The organism is Malikia granosa, assembly GCF_002980595.1.
Lineage (GTDB): Bacteria > Pseudomonadota > Gammaproteobacteria > Burkholderiales > Burkholderiaceae_C > Malikia > Malikia granosa.
This window is the reverse complement of the sequence record NZ_PVLQ01000036.1, coordinates 9,849-31,076: the sequence shown is the minus strand read 5'-3', so window position 1 is coordinate 31,076 and position 21,228 is coordinate 9,849. Positions and strand designations below refer to the sequence as shown.

General features: G+C 70.4%; 18 protein-coding genes and 1 pseudogene. 10 read left to right on the top strand and 9 right to left on the bottom strand.

Annotated features, from left to right (window positions below; translation table 11 throughout):
- Window positions 1-177 precede the first annotated feature (177 nt).
- The 5 genes and pseudogenes from C6P64_RS18545 to C6P64_RS11130 form a co-directional block, all read right to left on the bottom strand.
- Window positions 178-942 (bottom strand): annotated as a pseudogene (locus tag C6P64_RS18545) (foldase protein PrsA); the annotation flags it as partial.
- Between the two features lie 25 nt (window positions 943-967).
- Entirely contained in the window at window positions 968-1,237 is a 270-nt protein-coding gene (locus tag C6P64_RS11145; protein ID WP_105748642.1) for a BolA family protein, read from the bottom strand.
- Window positions 1,234-1,767 carry a septation protein A gene (locus tag C6P64_RS11140; RefSeq protein ID WP_105748641.1) on the bottom strand — a complete coding sequence of 178 codons (534 nt, stop codon included), beginning with the start codon at window positions 1,765-1,767 and terminating at the stop codon, window positions 1,234-1,236. Before C6P64_RS11140 ends, C6P64_RS11145 begins: the two co-directional genes overlap by 4 nt.
- Before the next feature lie 8 nt (window positions 1,768-1,775).
- The gene (gene msrB, locus C6P64_RS11135; RefSeq protein ID WP_105748640.1) at window positions 1,776-2,183 is read right to left on the bottom strand and encodes a peptide-methionine (R)-S-oxide reductase MsrB; all 408 of its coding nucleotides are present in this window, start codon (window positions 2,181-2,183) and stop codon (window positions 1,776-1,778) included.
- 96 nt (window positions 2,184-2,279) lie between these two features.
- Entirely contained in the window at window positions 2,280-3,833 is a 1,554-nt protein-coding gene (locus C6P64_RS11130) for a protein adenylyltransferase SelO (protein WP_105748639.1), read from the bottom strand.
- A gap of 96 nt (window positions 3,834-3,929) precedes the next feature.
- On the opposite strand from C6P64_RS11130, the gene C6P64_RS11125 reads away from it, so the two are divergent.
- From C6P64_RS11125 to C6P64_RS11105, 5 genes are all read left to right on the top strand, one after another.
- Entirely contained in the window at window positions 3,930-4,895 is a 966-nt protein-coding gene (locus tag C6P64_RS11125; RefSeq protein WP_105748638.1) for a branched-chain amino acid ABC transporter permease, read from the top strand.
- Window positions 4,895-6,100 (top strand): branched-chain amino acid ABC transporter permease, encoded by a 1,206-nt coding sequence (locus C6P64_RS11120; RefSeq protein WP_105748637.1) that lies wholly within the window; start codon window positions 4,895-4,897, stop codon window positions 6,098-6,100. The genes C6P64_RS11125 and C6P64_RS11120 overlap by 1 nt, the downstream gene beginning before the upstream one ends.
- Window positions 6,097-6,867 carry an ABC transporter ATP-binding protein gene (locus C6P64_RS11115; protein ID WP_105748636.1) on the top strand — a complete coding sequence of 257 codons (771 nt, stop codon included), beginning with the start codon at window positions 6,097-6,099 and terminating at the stop codon, window positions 6,865-6,867. Before C6P64_RS11120 ends, C6P64_RS11115 begins: the two co-directional genes overlap by 4 nt.
- A 44-nt stretch (window positions 6,868-6,911) precedes the next feature.
- Window positions 6,912-7,604 carry an ABC transporter ATP-binding protein gene (locus C6P64_RS11110; protein WP_105748654.1) on the top strand — a complete coding sequence of 231 codons (693 nt, stop codon included), beginning with the start codon at window positions 6,912-6,914 and terminating at the stop codon, window positions 7,602-7,604.
- A gap of 100 nt (window positions 7,605-7,704) precedes the next feature.
- Window positions 7,705-8,142, top strand: coding sequence for a PaaI family thioesterase (locus tag C6P64_RS11105; RefSeq protein ID WP_105748635.1), 438 nt, complete (start codon window positions 7,705-7,707; stop codon window positions 8,140-8,142).
- Window positions 8,143-8,218: 76 nt separating this feature from the next.
- Here C6P64_RS11105 and C6P64_RS11100 read toward each other — a convergent pair whose 3' ends face one another.
- Together C6P64_RS11100 and C6P64_RS11095 are read right to left on the bottom strand one after the other, a co-directional pair.
- Window positions 8,219-9,958: a PHA/PHB synthase family protein gene (locus tag C6P64_RS11100; RefSeq protein WP_105748634.1), complete on the bottom strand. Its 1,740-nt coding sequence runs from the start codon at window positions 9,956-9,958 to the stop codon at window positions 8,219-8,221.
- 1 nt (window position 9,959) lies between these two features.
- A complete protein-coding gene (locus C6P64_RS11095) occupies window positions 9,960-11,057 on the bottom strand; it encodes an NAD(P)-dependent alcohol dehydrogenase (RefSeq protein WP_105748633.1) in 1,098 nt (365 codons plus the stop codon).
- 255 nt (window positions 11,058-11,312) lie between these two features.
- Between C6P64_RS11095 and C6P64_RS11090 the strand changes: the two genes are divergently transcribed.
- The 5 genes from C6P64_RS11090 to C6P64_RS11070 all read left to right on the top strand — a co-directional run bounded on the left by C6P64_RS11090 (window position 11,313) and on the right by C6P64_RS11070 (window position 15,433).
- Window positions 11,313-11,570, top strand: coding sequence for a PepSY domain-containing protein (locus C6P64_RS11090; RefSeq protein WP_105748632.1), 258 nt, complete (start codon window positions 11,313-11,315; stop codon window positions 11,568-11,570).
- A 49-nt stretch (window positions 11,571-11,619) separates the two neighbouring features.
- Window positions 11,620-12,165, top strand: coding sequence for a cytochrome b/b6 domain-containing protein (locus C6P64_RS11085; RefSeq protein ID WP_105748631.1), 546 nt, complete (start codon window positions 11,620-11,622; stop codon window positions 12,163-12,165).
- Window positions 12,166-12,179: 14 nt separating this feature from the next.
- Window positions 12,180-12,833 carry a response regulator gene (locus C6P64_RS11080; protein ID WP_105748630.1) on the top strand — a complete coding sequence of 218 codons (654 nt, stop codon included), beginning with the start codon at window positions 12,180-12,182 and terminating at the stop codon, window positions 12,831-12,833.
- 3 nt (window positions 12,834-12,836) lie between these two features.
- Complete coding sequence (locus C6P64_RS11075) at window positions 12,837-14,138, top strand: sensor histidine kinase (protein WP_105748629.1); 1,302 nt, start codon at window positions 12,837-12,839, stop codon at window positions 14,136-14,138.
- Window positions 14,139-14,368: 230 nt separating this feature from the next.
- A complete protein-coding gene (locus C6P64_RS11070) occupies window positions 14,369-15,433 on the top strand; it encodes a DMT family transporter (protein ID WP_105748628.1) in 1,065 nt (354 codons plus the stop codon).
- A gap of 7 nt (window positions 15,434-15,440) precedes the next feature.
- On the opposite strand, the gene recD is transcribed toward C6P64_RS11070, so the two are convergent.
- Entirely contained in the window at window positions 15,441-17,492 is a 2,052-nt protein-coding gene (recD, locus tag C6P64_RS11065; RefSeq protein ID WP_170073087.1) for an exodeoxyribonuclease V subunit alpha, read from the bottom strand.
- Window positions 17,489-21,226 carry an exodeoxyribonuclease V subunit beta gene (recB, locus tag C6P64_RS11060; RefSeq protein WP_105748626.1) on the bottom strand — a complete coding sequence of 1,246 codons (3,738 nt, stop codon included), beginning with the start codon at window positions 21,224-21,226 and terminating at the stop codon, window positions 17,489-17,491. Before recB ends, recD begins: the two co-directional genes overlap by 4 nt.
- Window positions 21,227-21,228 lie beyond the last annotated feature (2 nt).

Below are 21,228 nucleotides of genomic sequence, written 5' to 3'. Positions count from 1 at the left end.
GATGCCCTGCTTGGCAGCGGCCTGGACGAAGGTCTCGAGGTCGAGCAGGTGCTCGGTGACCTGGGCCTTGACCTGGTCGTCGACCGGGCGGCCGCTGCGCTCGACCTGGGCCAGCATCGCATCGATGCGGGCCTTGGGCAACGGCTTGCCGTTGAGGCTGGCCGGCGCATTGCTGCGCTGGGCTGCCTTGAGCAGCTGCTCGCGGTACTGGGTCAGTTTCTGCTGCGCCAGGTGCTGCTGGATCTGGGGCTTGAACTGCTCGATCGGGGGCAGCTGGGCGGTGCGGATGTCATCGACGCGGATGATGTGCCAGCCGAACTGGCTCTTGACCGGGGTCTCGGTGAGCTGGCCCTTGTCGAGCTGCTGCATCGCGGCCGAGAACTCGGGCACGTAGTTGCCCGGGGCGGCCCAGTCGAGGTCGCCGCCGTTGGCGCCGGAGCCCGGGTCCTTGGACTTGGCTTTCGCCAGTTCCTCGAACGAGGCGCCGCCCTTGATCTGGGCGATCAGGGCCTTGGCTTCGGCCTCGCTCTCGACCAGGATATGGCGGGCACGGAATTCCTTGCCGGTGTTGCTGGCGACGAACTTGTCGTACTCGGCCTTGATGTCGGCGTCGCTGACCGGGTTCTTGCGCTCGAACTGGGTGAACAGCTCGTTGACCAGCACCTGCTGCAGTGCCAGTTCCGACATCTGCTTGTACTCGGGCTTGGCCTTGATGCCCTGCTGCTCGGCGGCCTGGGCGAAGATCTCGAGCTTGGTCAGGTGTTGCTTGATCTGACCCCGGGTGGCCTCATCGACCGGACGACCGGATTGCTCGAGCTGGGCGACCATGGCCTCGACGCGCGAAGTGGGCACGGCCTTGCCGTTGACGACGGCCAGGTTTTGCGCCCAGGCGGGTGCGCTCAGGATCGTGGCCAGGGCCACTGCGGTCAGGACTTTTTTCATGCTGGTGTGACTGAGGAAGACGGGATCAGCGCCTGATTTCGATCGCCACGGCATGCAGGCCGGCCGCGATGAAAGGAGACAGCGCATCATACACAAGCCGATGGGCCGCGACCCGGCTCAGGCCTTCGAAGCGCGGCGAGGCGATGGCGACGCGGAAATGCGTGCCCCAGCCCAGTCCGTTGGCGCCGGAATGGCCGGCATGGGCGGCGCTCTGGTCCTCGACCTCGAGCGCGCTGGGCTGGAGTTGCGCCCGCAGATGGGCCTCGATCGCGGCGGCGGTCGGTATCGCGCTCATGGGCGTTCATCCTTCAGGTAGCGGGCGACATAGAGGCCCTGGCCGACGAGGAAGATGACCGGGAAGGCATAGCCCCAGAGCTTGAAGTCCATCCAGGCCTCGGTCGAGTAGTAGGCCGCGACATAGGCGTTGCTGGCGGCCATGAAGAGGAAGTAGCCTATCCAGGCCCAGGTCAACCGGCCCCAGACGGCGTCGGGCAGTCGCAGCTGGCTGCCCAGCAGCAGCTGCAGCACGTTCTTGCGCCAGCCCCAGAGTGCCGCGGCCAGGCCCAGCGCCATGCCGACGTAGAGCACGGTCGGCTTCCACTTGATGAAGCGCTCGTCGTGCAGGCCCAGGGTCAGCGCGCCGAACACCAGCACCAGGGCCAGTGTGGCCTTCTGCATGGTCTGCAGGCGGCGGTCGATCGCGTAGATGAGGACGCTTTGCAGCACGGTGGCTGCCATCAGCACCGCCGTGCCGACATAGATGTCGTGCAGCTTGTAGGCGCCGAAGAACAGCAGGATGGGGAAGAAGTCGATCAGGAAGCGCATGACAGCGATTATCGTGGCTTGAAGTCGAGCGCCGCCGAGTTCATGCAGTAGCGCAGTCCGGTTGGCGCCGGGCCGTCCTCGAACACATGGCCCAGGTGGGCGCCGCAGCCGCTGCAGACGGTCTCGACCCGGGTCATGCCGTGGCTGCGATCGACCTTTTCCTCGATCGCGCCGGCCAGCGACTCGTTGAAGCTGGGCCAGCCGCAGCCGGCATCGAACTTGGTCTCGGACTCGAACAGCTGCTGGCCGCAGCAGATGCAGTGGTAGCTGCCGTCGGCCCAGACCTGGTCGTACTTGCCGCTATGGGGCCGCTCGGTGGCGGCCTGGCGGGTGACGAAATAGGCCATGGGCTCGGCATCCTTGGCGGCGAGCAGGGCGCGCCATTCGGAATCGGATTTCTCGACGGGATAGGTCATGGGTGGTCTAGGCTGGGGTTGGGACAGGATCGAGCGCGTCGTCGAATCCGGGCGGCGCTCGGGGGCTGGATGTCAGGAAGACAGCAATTCACCGCTTCAGGACGAGCAGCTGATGCTGATGGTAGCGGCCCAGTCGGGCGGAAAACCGGCCAGGTCCTCGCTGCCTGGGATTTCATCGTAGGGCCGGGCCAGCGCCGCCTGCAGGCGCTGCAAGGCGCCCAGGTCGCCGGCCTGGGCCTGGCGGATCGCGACCTCGCCCAGGTGGTTGCGCAGCACGACCCGGGGGTTGGCGCGCAGCATGCGGCTGCCCACCTGGTCAACCTGGCCCAGCCGGCCGGCCGGATCGGCGCTGGAGTCGGCATCGGCATCGGCATCGGTCGCCAGGCGCTGCTGCCAGCGCGTCCACCAGCCGTCGAAGCCATCGGGCTGCAGGAACAGGTCGCGCACCGGCTGCCAGGCGGGCCCCGGCGGCTGGGCGGTGCGGGAGGGGTCCGACAGTTCGGCCCGGCCGGCATAGTCCGCGCTGGCTGCCTGTGCCAGGCTCAGGCGGCGCCAGAAGATGGTGTAGTCGACGCGCTCGCGGCCGAGCAGCTGCAGCAGGTCCTCGGTCAGCAGGTCGTCGCCTTCGCGCAGCTCGGCCAGCCCGAGCTTGTCGTTCATGCGCCGCTGCAAGGCGGTCGGGAACAGGGTCTTGTAAGGCTCGAGCGCGTCGAGCGCCTGCTGGGTGTCGTCGAGCAGCGGCAGCAGGGCCTGGCCCAGGCAGAACAGGTTCCAGTAGACGATGTTGGGCTGGCGCGAGTAGGCGTAGCGTCCGGTCTGGTCGCTGTGGTTGCAGACATGGCCGGGGTCGAAGCCGTCGAGGAACTGGAACGGGCCGTAGTCCAGCGTTAGCCCCAGGATGCTCATGTTGTCGGTGTTGAGCACGCCGTGACAGAAGCCCACTGCCTGCCACTGCGCGACCAGCTCGGCGCTGCGCCGGGTCACGGCCGCGAGCAGCGCGGCATAGGGGTTGCCGTCAGCCGCACGGCAGTCGGGGTAGAAATGGTCGATGACGAAGTCGGCCAGCCGGCGCAATTCGGCGTGCCGGCCGCCGTGGCTGAAATGCTCGAAATGGCCGAAGCGGATGAAGCTTGGCGCGACCCGGGTGACGACGGCGGCGGTCTCGACCGTTTCGCGGCGTACCGGCGCTGGCGAGCCGGTGACGCAGAGCGCGCGCGTGGTCGGGATGCCGAGCGCGTGCATGGCTTCGCTGCAGAGGAATTCGCGGATCGAGCTGCGCAGCACCGCGCGGCCGTCGCCGCCGCGCGAGTAGGGCGTGCGGCCGGCGCCCTTGAGCTGGACCTCGTGCCTGCCCTGCGGGCCGACCCGGTCGCCCAGCAGCAGCGCGCGCCCGTCGCCGAGCTGGCCGGCCCAGTGGCCGAACTGGTGGCCGCTGTAGACACTGGCCAGCGGCAACAGCTCGTCTGGCACCTGGTTGCCGCTGAGCCGCTGCAGCAGAGCCTCGTCCTGCGGCAGTTCGGGCGCCAGGCCCAGCAGGGCCGCGGCCTCGGCGCTCCAGCCGACCCAGTGCGGGGAAGGCAGCGGCGTGGGCGGCAGGCGGGTGTGGAAGGCGTCGCCCAGGGACTCGAATCGGCTGGCTTGGAGTTGCATCGGCGCATTGTCGGGCGGCCCGGGAAGCCTTGCGCACCGGATGGTCATGGTAAAAACCCGCCGGGGCTGGCACCGGCCGGCCCGGAATGCCTATCCGTGGAATCCTTTGTCATTGCCTTGCTCAACGGAGTCAGCTACGGCTTGTTGCTGTTCATGCTGAGCTCCGGCCTGACCCTCATCTTCAGCATGATGGGGGTGCTCAACTTCGCCCATGCGAGCTTCTACCTGCTCGGGGCCTATTTCGGCGCGGCGCTGTCGGCGCGGCTCGGCTTCTGGCCGGCGCTGCTGCTGGCGCCGCTGGCGGTCGGCCTGCTGGGCGCCTGGTTCGAGTCGGCCTGCCTGCGCCGGGTGCACCGGCATGGCCATGTGGCCGAACTGCTGGTCACCTTTGGCCTGTCCTATGTGCTGCTCGAGCTGGTGCAGCTGGTCTGGGGCCGCGCGCCGCTGGACTTCAAGCCGCCCGCCCTGCTGCAGGGGCCGGCCTTCACGCTGGTGCAGGAGCTCGGGCGCGACGCCCATCTGGTCTGGGGCGAGGCCGGCGCGGCGGTCTGTCGCGCGCCCGGCCTGCTGTGCCACCCGTTTCCGGCGACCCGGGTCTTCATCGTCGCGGTCGCGCTGCTGATCCTGCTCGCGCTGGGCTGGCTGCTGCACCGGACCCGGATCGGCCTGGTGGTGCAGGCGGCGCTGACCCATCCCGAGATGGTCGAGGCGCTCGGCCATGACCTGCCGCGCGTCTTCATGGGGGTGTTCGGCGCCGGTGCGGCGCTGGCCGGCCTGGCCGGTGTGGTCGGCGGCAGCACCTTCGTGACCGAGCCCGGCATGGCGGCGGCGGTCGGGCCGGTGATCTTCGTCGTGGTCGTGGTCGGCGGGCTCGGTTCGCTGGCCGGCGCCTTCCTGGCCTCGCTGCTGATCGCGCTGATTCAGACCTTCGCGGTGGCCTATGACTTCAGGCTGCTGCCGGGGCTCGGCCTGGCCCAGGTCGCGCCCGTCCTGCCCTATCTGCTGCTGGTGCTGGTGCTGCTGCTGCGCCCCAGCGGCCTGTTCGGCCGGAGGCCGGTCTGATGCGCGCGGAACAACTGGCCTGGGCCGTGGCGGCCCTGGCGCTGCTGGCCGCGCCGCTGCTGTGGCCGGGCAATGCCGCGCTGGCGCTGCTGACCCAGGGCGCGATCGCGGCGATCGCCTGTCTGTCCTACAACCTGCTGTTCGGCCAGGGTGGCATGTTGAGCTTTGGCCATGCGGTCTATACCGGTCTCGGCTGCTATGCCGCCATCCACGCGCTGCGGGCGCTCGCGGCTGGCTGGCTGGTGCTGCCGGTCAGCCTGGTGCCGCTGCTCGGCGGCTTGGCCGGGCTGGTGCTGGCGCTGCCGCTGGGCTGGGCCAGCACGCGCCAGTCGGGTACGCCGTTCGCGATGATCACGCTCGGCCTGGGCGAGCTGGTCGCGGCCGCCGCGCTGATGTTCCCGCTGCTGTTCGGCGGCGAGGCCGGGATCTCGGCCAACCGGGTGCTGGGGCCGGCCTGGCTGGGCGTCAGCTTCGGGCCGCAGATCGAGGTCTATTACCTCTGCGCGCTCTATGCCCTGGTCTGTGCGGCGCTGCTGCGCGGCTTCCATTTCACCCCGCTCGGGCGCATGCTCAACGCCGTGCGCGACAACGCCGAGCGCGCCGCCTTCGTCGGCTATGACCCGCACGCGGTGCGCTTCCTGGCCTTCCTGGGCGCGGGCTTCTTCGCCGGCATCGCGGGCGGGCTGGCGGCGCTGCATTTCGAGATCGCCAGCGCCGAGGTGCTGGGCGCGCAGCGCTCGGCATCCTGGCTGCTGTTCACCTTCCTGGGCGGCGCCGGCTATTTCCTCGGGCCCGTGCTGGGCGCCGTGCTGTGGGTCGTCAGCAGCGCGCTGCTGTCGGAGTGGACGCCGGCCTGGCCGCTCTATCTGGGTCTGCTGTTCCTGTTCATGGTCATGCGCGCGCCGCAGGGCCTGGCCGGGCTGATCGCCCAGGGCTGGGCCCTGGTCCGGGGTCGCAGCCCCGCGCTCTGGCTGCCGGGGGCGCTGGCGCGGGCGGGCGCCGGGGCGCTGGCCCTGCTGGGCGGCTGCGCCCTGGTCGAGTTGCTGTACCGCCTCGAGCTCGAGGCCGTGATCGGTGGCGAGTTCCGCTATTTCGGCCTGCGGCTCGACAGCGCCAGTCCGGCCAGCTGGCTCGGTGCCGCCGCCGTGCTGCTGGCCGGCTGGGGCTGGGGCCGCTGGCTGGGCCGCTCCGGGAGGCCGCAATGAGTCGTACCGATGCCGTGCTCGCCGTCGAGGGCCTGTCCAAGCGCTTTGGCCGGGTCGAGGTGTTGCGCGAGGTGACGCTGTCGATCGCGCGCGGCGAGCGGGTCGCGCTGATCGGCCCCAATGGCGCGGGCAAGTCCACGCTGTTCAACCTGCTCAGCGGGCGCGAGGCCGCCAGTGCCGGCCGGATCTGGCTCGAGGGGAGGCGCATCGACGGCCTGCGTCCGCACCAGATCAGCCGCCTGGGCCTGGCGCGCAGCTTCCAGGTCAGCCACCTGTTCCCGCGCCTGAGCGTGTTCGACAACCTGCGCTGCGCCATGTTCTGGAGCCAGGGGCTGGGCTACAGCTGCTGGCGCCCGCTGTCGCGGCTGCGCGAGCTCAACCGGCGCGCCGAGGCGCTGCTGGAGCGGCTCCAGCTCGAGTCGCGGCGCGACCTGGCCGCCGCCAACCTGAGCTATGCCGAGCAGCGCGCGCTCGAGATCGGTGTCACGGTCGCGGGCGGGGCGCAGGTCATCCTGCTCGACGAGCCGACCGCCGGCATGAGCCGCAGCGAGACCGAGCGCTGCATCGAGCTGATCCGCGACTTGAGCGCCGGCAAGACGCTGCTGATGGTCGAGCATGACATGGGGGTGGTGTTCGGGCTGGCCGACCGGATCGCGGTGCTGGCGCAGGGCGAGCTGATCGCCTTCGGCACGCCGGCCGAGATCCGCGCCGATGTCCGGGTCCGGCAGGCCTATCTCGGGGCCTTGCCCCCCTTGGAGCAGCCATGAGCGATAACCCCATTCCGCATCCCGCATCTGGCGCGACCGCGCCGCTGCTGCAAGTGCGCGGCCTGCAGGCCTGGTACGGCAAGAGCCATGTGCTGCATGGGGTCGATCTGACGGTCGGCGCCGGCGAGATCGTCGCGCTGCTCGGGCGCAACGGCTCGGGGCGCTCGACCACGGCGCGCGCCATCATGGGCCTGGTCGACTGCCAGGGCGAGATCCTCTGGCGCGGCCGTTCGATACTGGGCCGGCCCACCTTCGAGATCGCGCGCTCCGGCATCGGCTACGTGCCCGAGGACCGCGCGATCTTTCCGCGCCTGACCGTCGAGCAGAACCTGCTGCTCGGGCGCCAGCGCGGCAAGTTCGGCCGCTGGAGCCTGGAGCAGCTCTACGCGATGTTTCCCGCGCTCGGCGCGCGGCGCCAGACCGAGGCCGGCCGGCTCTCGGGCGGCGAGCAGCAGATGCTGACCCTGTGCCGCACGCTGATCGGCGAGCCGCAATTGATCCTGGTCGACGAGCCGACCGAGGGCCTGGCGCCGCAGCTGGTCGAGCAGGTCGGCGCCTTCTTGCAGCAGCTGCAGCGCGAGGGCCTGGCCATCCTGCTGGTCGAGCAAAAGCTCGCGATCGCGCTGGCTGTCTCGCCGCGCGCGCTCGTGATGGGGCGGGGCCGGGTGGTCTTCGACGGCACGCCGGCGCAGCTGCTGGCCGACGCCGGGCTGCGGCGCGAGTGGCTCGAGGTCTGAGGCCTTGGACGCACGCTGGCCGGGCTCTTGAGGGGCCGCCGCCGGGCTTGCGCTATGCTCGGGGGCCCGCTTCATCCCCATCAAGCCACTGGAACCTGACATGGAATTCCCCGTTCACATCCCCTTCGTCGAGCTGCTGGGCTTCGAGCTGCTGCGCTGGGAGAACGACGAGGCCGAGATCCGCTTCGATGCCCGCAGCGAGCACCAGAACAGCTTCAGCGTCGTCCATGGCGGCGCGTTGATGACCCTGCTCGATGTCGCGATGGCCCATGCCGCGCGCAGCGGCCACCCCGAACTCGGCGCGGTCACGATCGAGATGAAGACCAGCTTCATGCAGGCCGCGCGCGGTCCGCTGCTGGCTAAGGCCCGCGTGCTGCACCGCAGCGCGACGATGGCCTTCGTCGAGGCCAGGGTGCTGGACGCCGAGGGCGCGCTGTGCTGCCACGCCAGCGGCACCTTCAAGTGCATCCGCCGCCTGCCGGTCGGTGCCAAGGCCAGCCAGGCGCTCAATGGCGCGGCACCGGTCCAGACCGACTGATTCCCAGACCTGAGCGGCCGAGCGGCCCTGCTGTCCGCCGCTTCAGCTGCTCCTGCCGTTGCAGCCGCGCTGCCGGCTATTTCTCGAGCACATACTGCCCCGGTGCCGGGCCCAGGCTCGGGAACTGCGCGTTGGCGGCCGGATAGGCCGGCACCAGCTCGCCGGTGCGCGCGTGCAGCCAGGCGGTCCAGTCCTGCCACCAGCTGCCTGCCTGCCGGGGCGTCTGCTCGAGCCAGCGCTCGCTGGAGTCGTTGCGTCCGGGCTCGCCGACCCAGTAGGCGCGCTTGGGCGGATCGACCGGCGGATTGACGATGCCCATGATGTGGCCCGAGCTCGACAGCACGAAGCGCACCGGTGCCGCCAGGTTGACCGCCGCGCGGATCTTGTAGCAGGACCGCCAGGGCGCGATATGGTCGTCCTCGGCGCTGACCGCGTAGAGCGGCTGGGTGATGCGGTCGAGGTCGATTGGTTCGCCGGCGATGGTGAGCGCATCGCGCTGCACCAGCCGGTTCTGCAGGTACATCTCGCGCAGGTAGAAGGCATGCATCTGGCGCGGCATGCGGGTGGTGTCCATGTTCCAGAACAGCACGTTGAAGGCCGGCAGCGGCTCGCCGAGCAGGTAGCTGTGCACCCAGTAATGCCAGATCAGGCTGTTCGAGCGCAGCAGCCGGAACGACAGCGCCATCGCCTCGCCGTCGAGATAGCCCTGGCGCGCCATGATCTGGTCGATCATGCGCAGGCTGTCCTCGTCGATGAAGACGCCGATCTCGCCCGGCTCGGCAAAGTCGGTCAGCGTGGTCAGCAAGGTCCAGTGCGCCACCGGCATCTGGTCAGCCGGGTAATGCCGGTTGGCCCAGGCCATGTAGCTCGCCGCCAGCGTGCCGCCGATGCAGTAGCCGACCAGATGCAGCTGCGGCACGCCGCAGAACTCGCGCGCCACCCGCACCGCCTCGCCCAGCCCCTCTTGCAGGTAGTCGTCGAAGCTCAGGTCCTGCAGCTCGGCGCCCGGGTTCTTCCAGCTCGTGATGAAGACCGAGAAGCCCTGCTCGGTCAGGTACTTGACCAGGCTCTTGTGCTCGTTGAGGTCGAGGATGTAGTACTTGTTGATCCAGGGCGTGCAGATCACGATCGGCTGCGCGCGCACCTGCTCGGTGGCGGGCGCGTAGTGGATCAGCTCGAGCAGCCGGTTGCGCCACACCACCTGGCCCGGCGTGGTGCCGAGGTCGCGCCCGACCTGGAAGGCGTCGGGCTCGACCATCAGCACCTTGCCGGCCTTGAGGTCGCGCAGCCAATGGTTCATGCCCGCCTGCAGGCTCTGGCCGCCGGTCTCGAGCGCGCGCTGGATCGCGCGCGGATTGGTCCAGAAGAAGTTGCTCGGCGCGATCGCGTTGAGCCAGTTGTGGACCCAGAAATGGGCCTGCTGCTGCTCGTGCTGACACAGGCCGGGCGCCTGATGGCTCAGCGTGCGCAGCCGGTGGTCCAGGCTCAGGAAGCCTTCCTTGAGGATGTCGAAGCTGGGCGACTCGAGCCAGACCGGGTCGGCAAAGCGCTCGTCCTCGGTGTGGGGTGCGACCGGATCGTCCGGCTGCACGCCGAGCAGCCGCTGCACCCCATGCTCGTAGAGTGCCAGCGCTTCGCGCCAGGACTCGTCGGCCTGGCGCAGCCAGTCCTGCGGGTGGGTCCACCAGGCCAGCTGGGCGCGCCAGGGCGCGGTCAGCATGCCGAAGGGGTCGGCGGCCTGGCGCAGCGCCTGCAGGGCCAGCTCGGGCAGCGTCAGCGCGGTGTTGCCGTCATGGGGGGCGGAGTCACTCGGCATCTCAGTTCGGCTTGATCGCGACCTTGAGCACGCCGTCGCGCTGGTGCGCGAACAGGTCGTAGGCGGCGACGATGTCGTCGAGCGAATACTGGTGCGTGACCAGCAGGCCCAGGTCGACCCGGTTCGAGGCCACCACGTTCATCAGGCGGCGCATGCGCTCCTTGCCGCCCGGACACAGCGCGGTGTTGATCTTGTGGTCGCCCAGGCCGGCGGCGAAGGCCGACAGCGGGATCGTCAGGTCGCCCGAATACACGCCCAGGCTCGACAGCGTGCCGCCGGGTTTCAGCACGCGCAGCGCCGACTCGAAGGTGGCCTGGGTGCCGAGCGCCTCGATCGAGGAATCCGCGCCACGCCCGCCGGTCAGCTTCATGATCTCGTCGACCACGTCGCAGTTCCTGAAGTTGAGCGTGACGTCGGCGCCCATCTGCTGCGCGATGCCGAGCCGGTGGTCGTTGCCGTCGACCGCGATGATGGTGGTGGCCCCCAGCAGGCGCGCGCCAGCGGTGGCGCACAGGCCGATCGGGCCCTGGGCGAACACCACCACCGTGTCGCCGATGCGGATGTTGGCGTTTTCCGCGCCCTTGAAGCCGGTCGACATGATGTCGGGGCACATCAGCACCTGCTCGTCGCTCAGGCCGTCGGGGATCGGCGCCAGGTTGGCCTGGGCGTCGGGCACCAGCACATATTCGGCCTGGGTGCCGTCGATCAGGTTGCCAAAGCGCCAGCCAGCGGTGGCCTTGTAGCCATGGCAGCCGCACAGGCCGCCCGGGATCAGGTAGCTGCCGTCCTGCGAGGCGGCGCCGTCCTGGGCCGCGTAGGAGTTGAAGTTGGGACAGATCGCGCCGGCGATGACGCGCTGGCCTTCGCTGTAGCCGGTCACGGCGCTGCCGAGCTTCTCGATCACGCCGACCGGCTCGTGGCCGATGGTCAGGCCCTTGGCGACCGGGTATTCGCCCTTGAGGATGTGGACGTCGGTGCCGCAGATCGTCGTGGTCGTGATGCGCAGCAGCGCATCGTTGGGTCCGACATCGGGAATGCGTTTCTCGACCAGCTCGATACGGCCGGGTTCGACGAAAACGGCGGCTTTCATGGTGCGCATGGATCTGTCCTCTTGTTGGGTGGGGGGCACGACGAGCGCAGGGACTGCGGCTCTGGCCCCAGGTTTAACCCAAAATGGCGACCTTGTCACGCCTGTTGGCGCCGCCCGCCACCAGCGTTTGATCCAGGTCAAGCGGGCCGGCGCCGGCGGCCTGCCGCAGCGCTTCATCTCACCTTAAGGTGCGGCCCATCTAATCATTCCCGTGGAGCTTGAGTTCCACCTGACACACTCCCTTAAACGCTGCAAGGAAACCCCATGAAACTGAAACTGACCGCCATCGTCCTGGCCCTGTCTGGCACCGCCGCCTTCGCTGGCCCGACCTGCAATGTGCCGCAAGAGAAGTGGATGAAGGAAGCCGATTTCAAGGCCCAGATGGAGAAGCAGGGCTACCAGATCAAGACCTTCAAGGTCAGCAAGGGCCAGTGCTACGAGATCTACGGTTTCGACAAGGCCGGCAAGAAGGTCGAGATCTACTTCGACCCCGCCACCGGCGCCGAACTCGAGCGCAAGTGATCGCGCTGCGCGCCTGAAGCTGCCCTCTGTCCTGCAACCCCCGCCGACCATGAACACTGACCACCAAGCCGCCATCGCCCCTGCCGTCAAGGTCTGGGACCCGTTCGTTCGCCTGTTCCACTGGAGCCTGGTGAGCTGCGTGCTGCTGAACCAGTTCATCCTGGAAGCCGGCGCCACCGCCCATGAGTGGACCGGCTATGTGGCCAGCGCGCTGGTGCTGGCCCGGGTGCTGTGGGGCTTCGTGGGCAGCCGTCATGCGCGCTTCGCCGACTTCTTTCCGACCCCGGGTCGGCTGCTGCGCCATTTCAAGGCGCTGAGCCAGGGCCGGCATCCGCAGTACGCCGGCCACAACCCGCTCGGCGCGCTGATGATGCTGACGCTGATGGCCTGCGTGCTGGCGCTCGGGCTGACCGGCTGGATGCAGACCACCGACGCCTATTTCGGCGAGGAATGGCTGATGGAGCTGCATGAATGGCTGGCCAATGGCCTGCTGGTCGCTGCCGGCCTGCATGCCGTCGCCGCGATCGTCATGGGCCGTATCGAGCGCGTCAACCTGGTCAAGGCCATGGTGACCGGCGTCAAGCAACCCTACTGAATTACGATTCCGGCATGAGACTGCTGCTGCTGGAAGATGACATCACCCTGGGCGAGGGCCTGCGCGACTACCTGCGCAGCGACGGCTACCTGGTCGACTGGTGCGCCACGCTGGCCCAGGCGCGCGCGCTGATCAGCGAGCCCTATGACGCCTGGCTGCTGGACTGGAACCTGCCCGATGGCTCCGGCGTCGACTGGCTCCGGTCGCTGCGCGCGCGCGGCCTGAAGGTGCCGGCCCTGCTGCTGACCGCACGCGACCGGCTCGACGAGCGCATCCAGGGTCTCGACAGCGGCGCCGACGATTTCCTGGTCAAGCCGTTTGCGCCCGAGGAGCTCAGCGCGCGCCTGCGCGCGATCTCGCGCCGGGTCGCCGGCAGCGCCCAGCGCAAGGCCTTCGGCCCGGTCGAGCTCGACCTCAATGCCAAGGCGGTCTGGCTAGCCGGCGAGAGCGTCGAGCTGACCGCGCGCGAATGGGCCATCCTCGAGGCGCTGGCGCTGCGCGCCGGGCGCATCGTCTCCAAGGCCGACCTCGAGGCGCTGGTGCTCGGCTTCGACAGCGAGCTGTCGAGCAACTCGACCGAGGTCCATGTCTTCAAGCTGCGCAGCAAGCTTGGCAAGACGCTGATCGAAACCGTGCGCGGCCTGGGCTACCGCATCCCGGCGGCCTGAACCATGATCCAGCGCAACGGCTTGCCTTCCATCCTGCAGCGCGTCACGCGCACCCTGCTGGTCATGGCCCTGCTGTGGGCCCTGCTGATGGCGGGCGTGGTGCGGCTGGTGACCCACCACGAGGTCGACGAGCTGATGGACCAGAGCCTGATCGAGTCGGCCGAAATCCTGCACAGCGTGATCGCCCTGCTGCACCAGCAGGGGCTGGACCAGGCGATGGCACAGACCCATTCCGAGTACGAGGAGCATTTGGTCTGGCAGATCATCCAGCCCGAGACCGGCTTGCTGGTGGCCCAGTCGCACAAGGCGCCGGACCGTCCGATGCAGCTGACGCTTGCGCCGGAGCCGCGCGACACGCCCGACGGCCTGTGGCGCGTGGTCAGCTTCGGCTTCCAGAACGACCCGCAGCATATCCTGCTGGTGGCGCAAAGCGAGGAGGAGCGGGTCGAGGCCCGCACCGAGGCTGCGACCTACACCCTGGTCGGCACCCTGCTGATGGGGCTGCTGATGACCTTGCTGCTCAATCTGCGGGTGCGGCGCGAGCTCAAGCCGCTGGCTCGCCTGTCGCAGGCGGTGCAGGCCTGCGATCCGCTGCGGCTCGAGACCCTGCCGAAGTCGCCCGAGCGGGCCGAGCTGGTGCCGATGCTGCAGGCGATCCGCGAGCTGGGCCAGCGCCTGGCCCAGCGCATCAACTCCGAGCGGGCCTTCTCGGCCCACGCGGCCCATGCCCTGCGCACGCCATTGGCCGGCATTGATGCCCAGCTCGCGGTCGCGCTCAAGGAGGCCCCCGAGTCGCTGCGCCCGCGCCTGACCCGCACGCGCGAGGCCGCGACCCGGCTCAGCCGCGTCATGCAGGCGCTGCTGACGATGTTCCGCAGCGGCGGCGACCCGCAGCGCCAGCCGGTCGATGTCGCCGACCTGCTGCCCATCCAGGCCTTCAGCAGCCTGCAGATCGACACCGAGGCCGACTTGCCCGTCAGCGTCGACCCGGACCTGCTGGCGGCCGTGCTGTTCAACCTGCTCGACAATGCGCAGCGCCACCGGGCGCGGCGGGTGCAGCTGCGCGTGAGCCAGGCCGACGGCATCAACCGGCTGCGCCTGCAGGACGATGGCGAAGGCTGTCCGCCTGAGCGGCTGCAGTCGCTGCGCAGCGCGCTCGAGCGGCAGGACTATGGCTCGGATGGCAGCACCAAGGGGCTGGGCCTGGTGCTGGCCGACCTGGTGGTCCGCGCCCATGGCGGGCAGATGACCCTGCCCGCGGTCGAGTCGGGCTTCTGCGTCGAGCTGAGCTGGCCGCAGGACTGAGCATGGGCCGCGCGCCGGATCCTGCTGCGGCCCTGGACCGGCTGGCGCGCGATCAGGCCATCGGGTCCAGCGCCTGGCCGGGCCGCCAGCTGGCGCCTGCCGCAGCAAAGCGGCGTCCGGCGATTGCCGCGCTCGAATGCTAGGATGGCCAGCCATTCCCCACCCACCGGCCCGCCCATCGATCCATTCGTTCGCTGGGCCTGATCGGCCCTGTCGGCCCTGTATCCGCGATGATCCACCTGTCCCTCATCCCGCGCATCACTCCCGTCTGGCGCGGCGGCCTGCTGGCCCTGCTCGCGGCCACCCTGTTCGGCCTCAGCACGCCGCTGGTGCAGCAGCAGGGCGCCGGTCTGGGGCCGTTCGGCACGGCGGCCTTGCTCTACGCGGGCGCGGCCCTGGTCGCGCTGCTGCTGCGCCGGCCGCCCGAGCGGGAGGCGCCCATGCGCCGCTCGCACTGGCCGCGCCTGCTCGCGATGGCAGCGACGGGCGCGGTGCTCGGGCCGGTCGCGCTGGCCTGGGGCCTGCAGCAGACCAGCGGCTCGAGCGCGTCACTGATGCTGAGTCTGGAGGCGCTGTTCACGGCCGCGCTGGCCTGGCGCTGCTACGGCGAGGTCATGGATCGCCGGGTGCTGCTGGCGATGCTGCTGCTGTTCGCGGGCGCGCTGTTGCTGGTGGCCGAGCAGGGGCTGGCCGGCCAGGTGCAATTGCTCGGCCTGCTGGCCGTCATGCTGGCCACCCTGGCCTGGGGCCTGGACAACACCCTGTCGCGCGGGGTGGCGGATCTGGACCCGGGCCAGGTCGTCCTGGTCAAGGCGCTGCTCGGCACGGCGGCGACGCTGGGCCTGGCGCTGCTGGCGCAAGAGCCCCGGCCGCAGGCGCGGCAGGCGCTGGCCTTGCTGGCCGTGGGCGCGACCGGCTACGGCCTGAGCTTGCGCTGCTACCTGCTGGCGCAGCGGGCCTTCGGTGCCTCGCGCACCGGGTCGGTGTTTGCCTTCGCGCCCTTCATCGGCGCCCTCGGTGCCTGGGCGCTGGGCGAGCGCGCTCCGGGCGTCTTGCTGCTGGTGGCTGGCGCATTGATGCTCGGCGGCGTCCTGCTGCACCTGTCGGAGTCGCACGAGCACGACCATGAGCACGAGGCGCTCGAGCATGAGCATGCCCACCGGCATGACGATGGCCACCATGCGCATGGCCATGAAACGATGCCGGCCGGGCCGCACAGCCACAGCCACCGGCACGAGCCGCTGCGGCATGCCCATCCGCACGGGCCCGACATCCACCATCTGCATCGGCACTGAAGCCGGCTCAGCCCTCATCCCGGTTGTCGAAGTCCAGGCCGCTGGCGCGCTGGACCCGGCGGCCGATGGCCTCGCCGAGCAGTCCCGGCCGGGGCTCGATGACCGACAGGAATTCGCGCGCGCGCGTGATGCCGGTGTAGATCAGCTCGCGCGTGACGATCTCGCCGCCGGCCTCGGGCAGCACCACCACCGTGTGCGCGAACTCCGAGCCCTGGCTCTTGTGGATGGTCATCGCGAAGGCGGTCTCGACATGGGCCAGCCGGCTCACCGCGACCGAGCGCAGCTGTTCGCCGTTGAGGAAATAGGCGCGCAAGCTCTTGCCGCCCGCTGACGCCGAGGCGCTGGCAGAGGGCAGCACGATGCCGACATCGCCGTTGAAGATGCCCAGCGCCTTGTCGTTGCGCGTGACCATGACCGGGCGGCCGACATACCATTCGCCCACGGGCCGGATCAGGCGACTGGCTGCCAGCGCGCGCTGCACGCCCTGGTTCAGCGCCCGGTCGCCCCATTCGCCCTCGTGCACCGCGCACAGGATGCGGAAGCGGTCGAAGGCGATCAGCACCCGCTTGACCCAGTCGGCATGGGCCTGCTCGGCGCTGCCAGGCCCATCGGCCTGGTCCGGGGCTCGCGGCGGCTGCGGGCCGGCCTGGATGGCCCGCAGGTAGTCGCTGTAGCTGGCGCTGGCGCCGGGCCGGCCCTGCAGCGCGAGCTGCAGCAGGATCTCGGGGCTGGCGGGCTGCGGGGCCAGCCAGACCAGGCCGTCGCGCTGCTGCGTCAGCAGCTGCATCGCGGCGCCGGCCCGGCCTTCGTTGACCTCGCGCGCCAGCGCGCCGATGGTGGTGCCGAAGCGCCGGCTGTGGCGCAGCATCACGGTCTGCTGGTCCAGCGCCGAGCCGCTGGCCTCGCAGGCCGGCAGGGCGTCGCCCGTTGCCTCGAGCAGGTAGTCCCGGGTCGCGGTGTCATAGCGCAGCTCGGCCGCATGGGCGCAGAGGTCGCCCAGCACCGAGCCGGCCTCGACCGAGGCGAGCTGGTCCTTGTCGCCGAGCAGGATCAGCCTGGCATGGGGCGGCATGGCCTGCAGCAGCGCGGCCATCATCTCGAGGTGGATCATCGAGGTCTCGTCGACGATCAGCAGGTCGAGGTCGAGCGGATGGCGCGCATCGTGCCGGAACTGGCGGCTGCCCAGCTGCATGCCGAGCAGCGAGTGCACCGTGCTGGCCTTGCCGATGCGCTCCGTGAGCGCCTGCAGGTCCAGCGCCTGGCCCAGGCTGGGCTGCAGGCTGACTAGCGACTGGTCGATCGACTGGCGCAGCCGCGCCGCGGCCTTGCCGGTCGGGGCCGCCAGCGCGACCTTGAGCCGGCTGGCATCCGGGCTCATCGCCAGCAGCAGCGCCAGCAGGCGGGCGGCGGTGTAGGTCTTGCCGGTGCCCGGGCCGCCGGTGATGACGGTCAGTCCGCTGCGCAGCGCGAGCGCGCAGGCGATCTTCTGCCAGTCGGTCCGGCGCCCGGCTTCGCCCGGCTCTGAGGCCTGGGGCGCGAACATCCGGTCCAGCCATTGCCGGGCCAGGGTATGGTCGACCGGCTGCTGCCTGGCGGCCCGTTCGCTGATGGCCGAGGCGACCTGCTGCTCGTAGACCCAGTAGCGGCGCAGGTAGAGCAGCGGCGCCGCGCGGCTGCCGCCCAGCACCAGGGGCTGGCCCAGGTCCGGCGCTTGCTGGTCGGTGGCCTGGTCCTTCAGCGCCTGGCGCACCAGAGGGCATGCCTGCAGGGCCTGGACCCAGCCGTCGAGCCCGGCCGGCAGCTGGGTCCACAGGGCGGCCAGTTCGAGCTGTTCCGGCTCCGGCCAGCCCAGCAGAGTCGCGGCTGACTGCACCAGCTTGGCCAGCGGCAGGCAGCTGTGGCCGCGGCCTTCCATCTGGGCCAGCAGGGCGCTGGCGACCAGCACGGCGGGCGCGGCCTGCGGGTCCTGTTGCTGGATGAAGGCGGCCAGCGCGCTGTCGAGCCGGCGCAGCCAGCCCTGGTCGGCCCAGGCATGAAGGGTGTGGACGATGTCGGTCATGGGGTGGCGAGCAAGGGGGGCGCGAGCATGGCGTCGAGCGCCTGCAGGCATTCGATCGAGGGCTGCAGGCAGCAGCTGCCCTGGGCCGGGCCGTGGATGCCGCGCAGGAACAGGTAGACCGCGCCGCCGAGCTGGCGCGCGGGGTCGTAGGCGGCGCCCAGCCGGCTGGCGAGCAGGCGGTGCAGCGCCAGCAGGTAGAGCGCAGCCTGGACATCGTAGCGGTGCTGGGCCATGGCCTGCAGCAGCGCGTCCGGGCCGTAGGCGCCATCGTCGGCGCCGAGCCAGTTGGACTTGTAGTCCAGCACCCAGTAGCGGCCCTGGTGCTCGAACACCAGGTCGGCAAAGCCCATCAGCATGCCGTGCAGCTGGCTGCCCTGCAGCTGGGGCCGCTCGACGCCCGCCAGCAGATGGATGCGGCAGACCTGGTCGACGCGAGATGTGTCCATGCGCTCCAGCGGCAGCCAGAATTCGAGCTCGGAACGCAGGTTCTCGAGCTGCGCCAGCGCCAACCCGGGGCCGGCCAGGCGGGTGCCCACGACATCGCGCAGCCAGCCGACCAGCGCGGGCGCCTGTTCCTCGTGGCCGGCGCGTTCGCAGCGCGCCTGCAGCCGCTCGGCCAGCGCGTCGTTGTCCTGCAGCGCGAAGCGCTCCTGGGCCAGCCATTCGAGCTGCTCGTGCAGGAAGTTGCCCGTCAGCGGGCCGCGCTTGAAGCGGTGCCAGATCGCTGAGTCGGCCGGTGCGGGTGCCAGCGATCCGCCCGGCCGGGCCAGCGGTTCGGATTCAGCGCTGGATTCGGTCCCTGCCGGCGTGATGGGCGCGGCCTCGTCGTCGGCCGGGCGCAGCCGCTGGAGCGGCGACAGGCCGCCGCCCGCGCTGGCGCCCGGCGCCTTGAGGTCGCGCGTCAGGCGCGAGTAGCTCGCGATGCCCCAGCTCAGGTCGAAGCTGGCTTCGTACTGGGGCGCGGGCAGCAGTTCGCTGCTGTCGTCGGGGCGGTGCAGCCGGGTCAGGGCTGGCACCGGGTCGGCCGCGCGCAGCGAGATGCCGAGCCAGCCGCTGGCGAGCGCCTGCAGCGGCTCGAGCCAGTCCTCGGCCGCGCGCGGCTCGGGGCCGCCGACCAGGTAGCCGGCCGCGCTCAGGTGGCTCTGGCAGCCATCGCCGCGGGCCGGCTTGACGGCCGAGAAACCCATCCAGAGCGCATGGCGCGGCCGGGTCAGCGCGACATAGAGCAGGCGCATGTCCTCGCGCAGGCGCTCGCGCTCGTAGCGCTCCCGCGCCGCCTCGTCGAGCTCGAGCACCAGTTCGCGGCTGCCGTCCTCGCGCGGCAGGCTGGCCGACTTGACGAAGCGCGGATCGAAATTGCGGAAGCTGGTCGCATAGGGCAGGCAGACCACCGGGAACTCTAGGCCCTTGCTCTTGTGCACCGTGATGACCTTGACCAGGTCGGAGTCGCTCTCGAGGCGCAGCACCTGCTCCTCGTTCTGTCCGCTGTCCTCATCTATCCGGTTCACCAGCCAGCGGATCAGCGCCTGCTCGCCCTCGAGTTCGCTGCTGGCGGTCTGCAGCAGCTCGGCCAGGTGCAGGTAGTTGGTCAGGCGCCGTTCGCCGCCATCGTCCTGCAGCCAGCGCGCCGCCAGCCCGAAGCGGTGCAGCGACTGGCGCAGCATGGCCAGCACGCCCTGGCTCTGCCAGACCTGCTGCAGCTCGCGCAGCAGCGCGGCCTGCTCGTCGAAGGCCTCGTCGTCGACCGCGATCCGGCCCAGCGTCGGCAGCGGCAGCCCGATCAGCGCCAGCGCCAGCGCGGCGCGCACCAGCCCCGAGTCCTGCGGCGTGGCGACGCCGCGCAGCCAGTGCACCAGGTCGCGCGCCTCGTCGCTGCGGTAGACCGAGTCCTGGTCCGACAGGTAGACCGAGGCCACGCCGCGCCGCTGCAGCGCCCGGCGCACGGCAGCGGCTTCCTTGCCGGTGCGCACCAGGATCGCGATGTCGCGCGGGCGCAGGCCCTGCAGCGGCTGGTCGGGCCGCTCGAAACCGTTGTCCGGATCGTTGAGCCAGCGCACGATCTGCTCGGCGCAGCGCTCGGCAAAGAACTTGCGGATCGCGCCCGTGCTGCGCGGCACCAGGTCATGCTCGATCATCAGCGCCGGCAGCGCGCCACTCGATCCGACCCAGCGTTCCGCCCGGCCCTGGGCCTCGACCTCGACGAAGGGCAGCGGGTTGCCGGCCGGACCCTTGAACTGGAAGGCGCCGGACTCGCGCGCCTGCTCGGCCTGCAGGAAGCAGTGGTTGACCGCTTGCACCAGTTCCCGGGTCGAGCGGTAGTTGACCGACAGGGCGTAGTGGCGCTCGCCGGTGGCGCGGCGCGCCTGCAGGTAGCTGTAGATGTCGGCACCGCGAAAGCCGTAGATCGACTGCTTGGGGTCGCCGATCAGCAGCAAGGCCCGGGCGCGGTCGTTGTCCGCGCAGCGGTAGATCCGGTCGAAGATGCGGTACTGCAGCGGCGAGGTGTCCTGGAACTCGTCGACCAGCGCCACCGGGTACTGGGCCAGGATGCGCGCGCGCAGCCGCTCGCCGTGTTCGCCCTGCAGCGCGGCGTCGAGCCGCTCGAGCAGGTCGGCAAAGCCGAAGCTGCCCTGGCGCCGCTTGAGCCGCTGCAGCTGGCGCGCGACATGGGTCGCGGCATGACGGCGCACGGCCTGGCCCGGCTGCGGCAGCCGCTCGAGCTGGTCCTTGAGCAGGCTGAACTGCTCGAAGGCCTCGGGCAGGGCCGGCATGGCGCCGGCATCGCTGGCCCGCATCTCCTGCAGGCCGGCCGGGGTCAGTCGCTCCCAACCGGTCTTGAGGTCGGGCAGGATGGAGTCGTCCTCACCCCTGGCCCAGGCCGCCAGGGTTTCGATCCAGCCGCTGAGCCGGGCGATCGAGAACTTCTTGCCGTTCCAGCCCTGCTTGGCTGGCGGCGACTGCGACTGCACGAAGTCCAGCATCGCCTGGCTGCGTTCGATCCAGGGCGCGCGCAAGCCGGCCAGCGCGGCATCGAGCGCCGCCCGGCCCTCGGCCAGCACCTGCTGCAGCGAAGCCTCGTCGCCATCGGCCGGCTCGCCCTGGCCCAGCAGCTCGCGCATGTCCTGGTACAGCGCGGCCTCGTCGCGCCAGACCTGCAGCAGTTCGGCCAGCGCCTGCTCGGACAGCGGATAGCATTCGCGCCGCCAGTAGTCCTGCACCGCCTGGGTCAGCAGCGCCTGCTCGTCGGCGACCAGCTCCTCGTCGAACAGGCTGCCGCTGTCGAAGGCATGTTCGCGCAGCATGCGCTGGCACCAGGCGTCGATGGTGTGCACGCTGGCCTCGTCCATGCTCTCGGCCGCCATCGCCAGCTGCCAGGCCGCCTTGTTGCGTGCCTGCTGCTCGGGGTAGTCGGCCAGCAGGCCCTGCAGGAAGGGGTCGGCGGCATCGGACTCGGTCTCGCCGCGGAAGCAGCGCGCCGCCTCGAGCAGGCGGGCCCGGATGCGGTCGGACAGCTCGCGCGTGGCCGCGCGGGTGAAGGTCATGACCAGGATCTCGGACGGCAGCAGCGCGCGCTCGAAGGCGCTGTTGGCCTGGCCGTGGCCCAGCACCAGGCGCAGGTAGAGCGCGGCGATGGTCCAGGTCTTGCCGGTGCCGGCGCTGGCTTCGATCAGGCGCGAGCCCCAGAGCGGGAAGGTCTCGGCCTGCAGCTTGTGGGCAGTGGTGCTTGCATTCATGG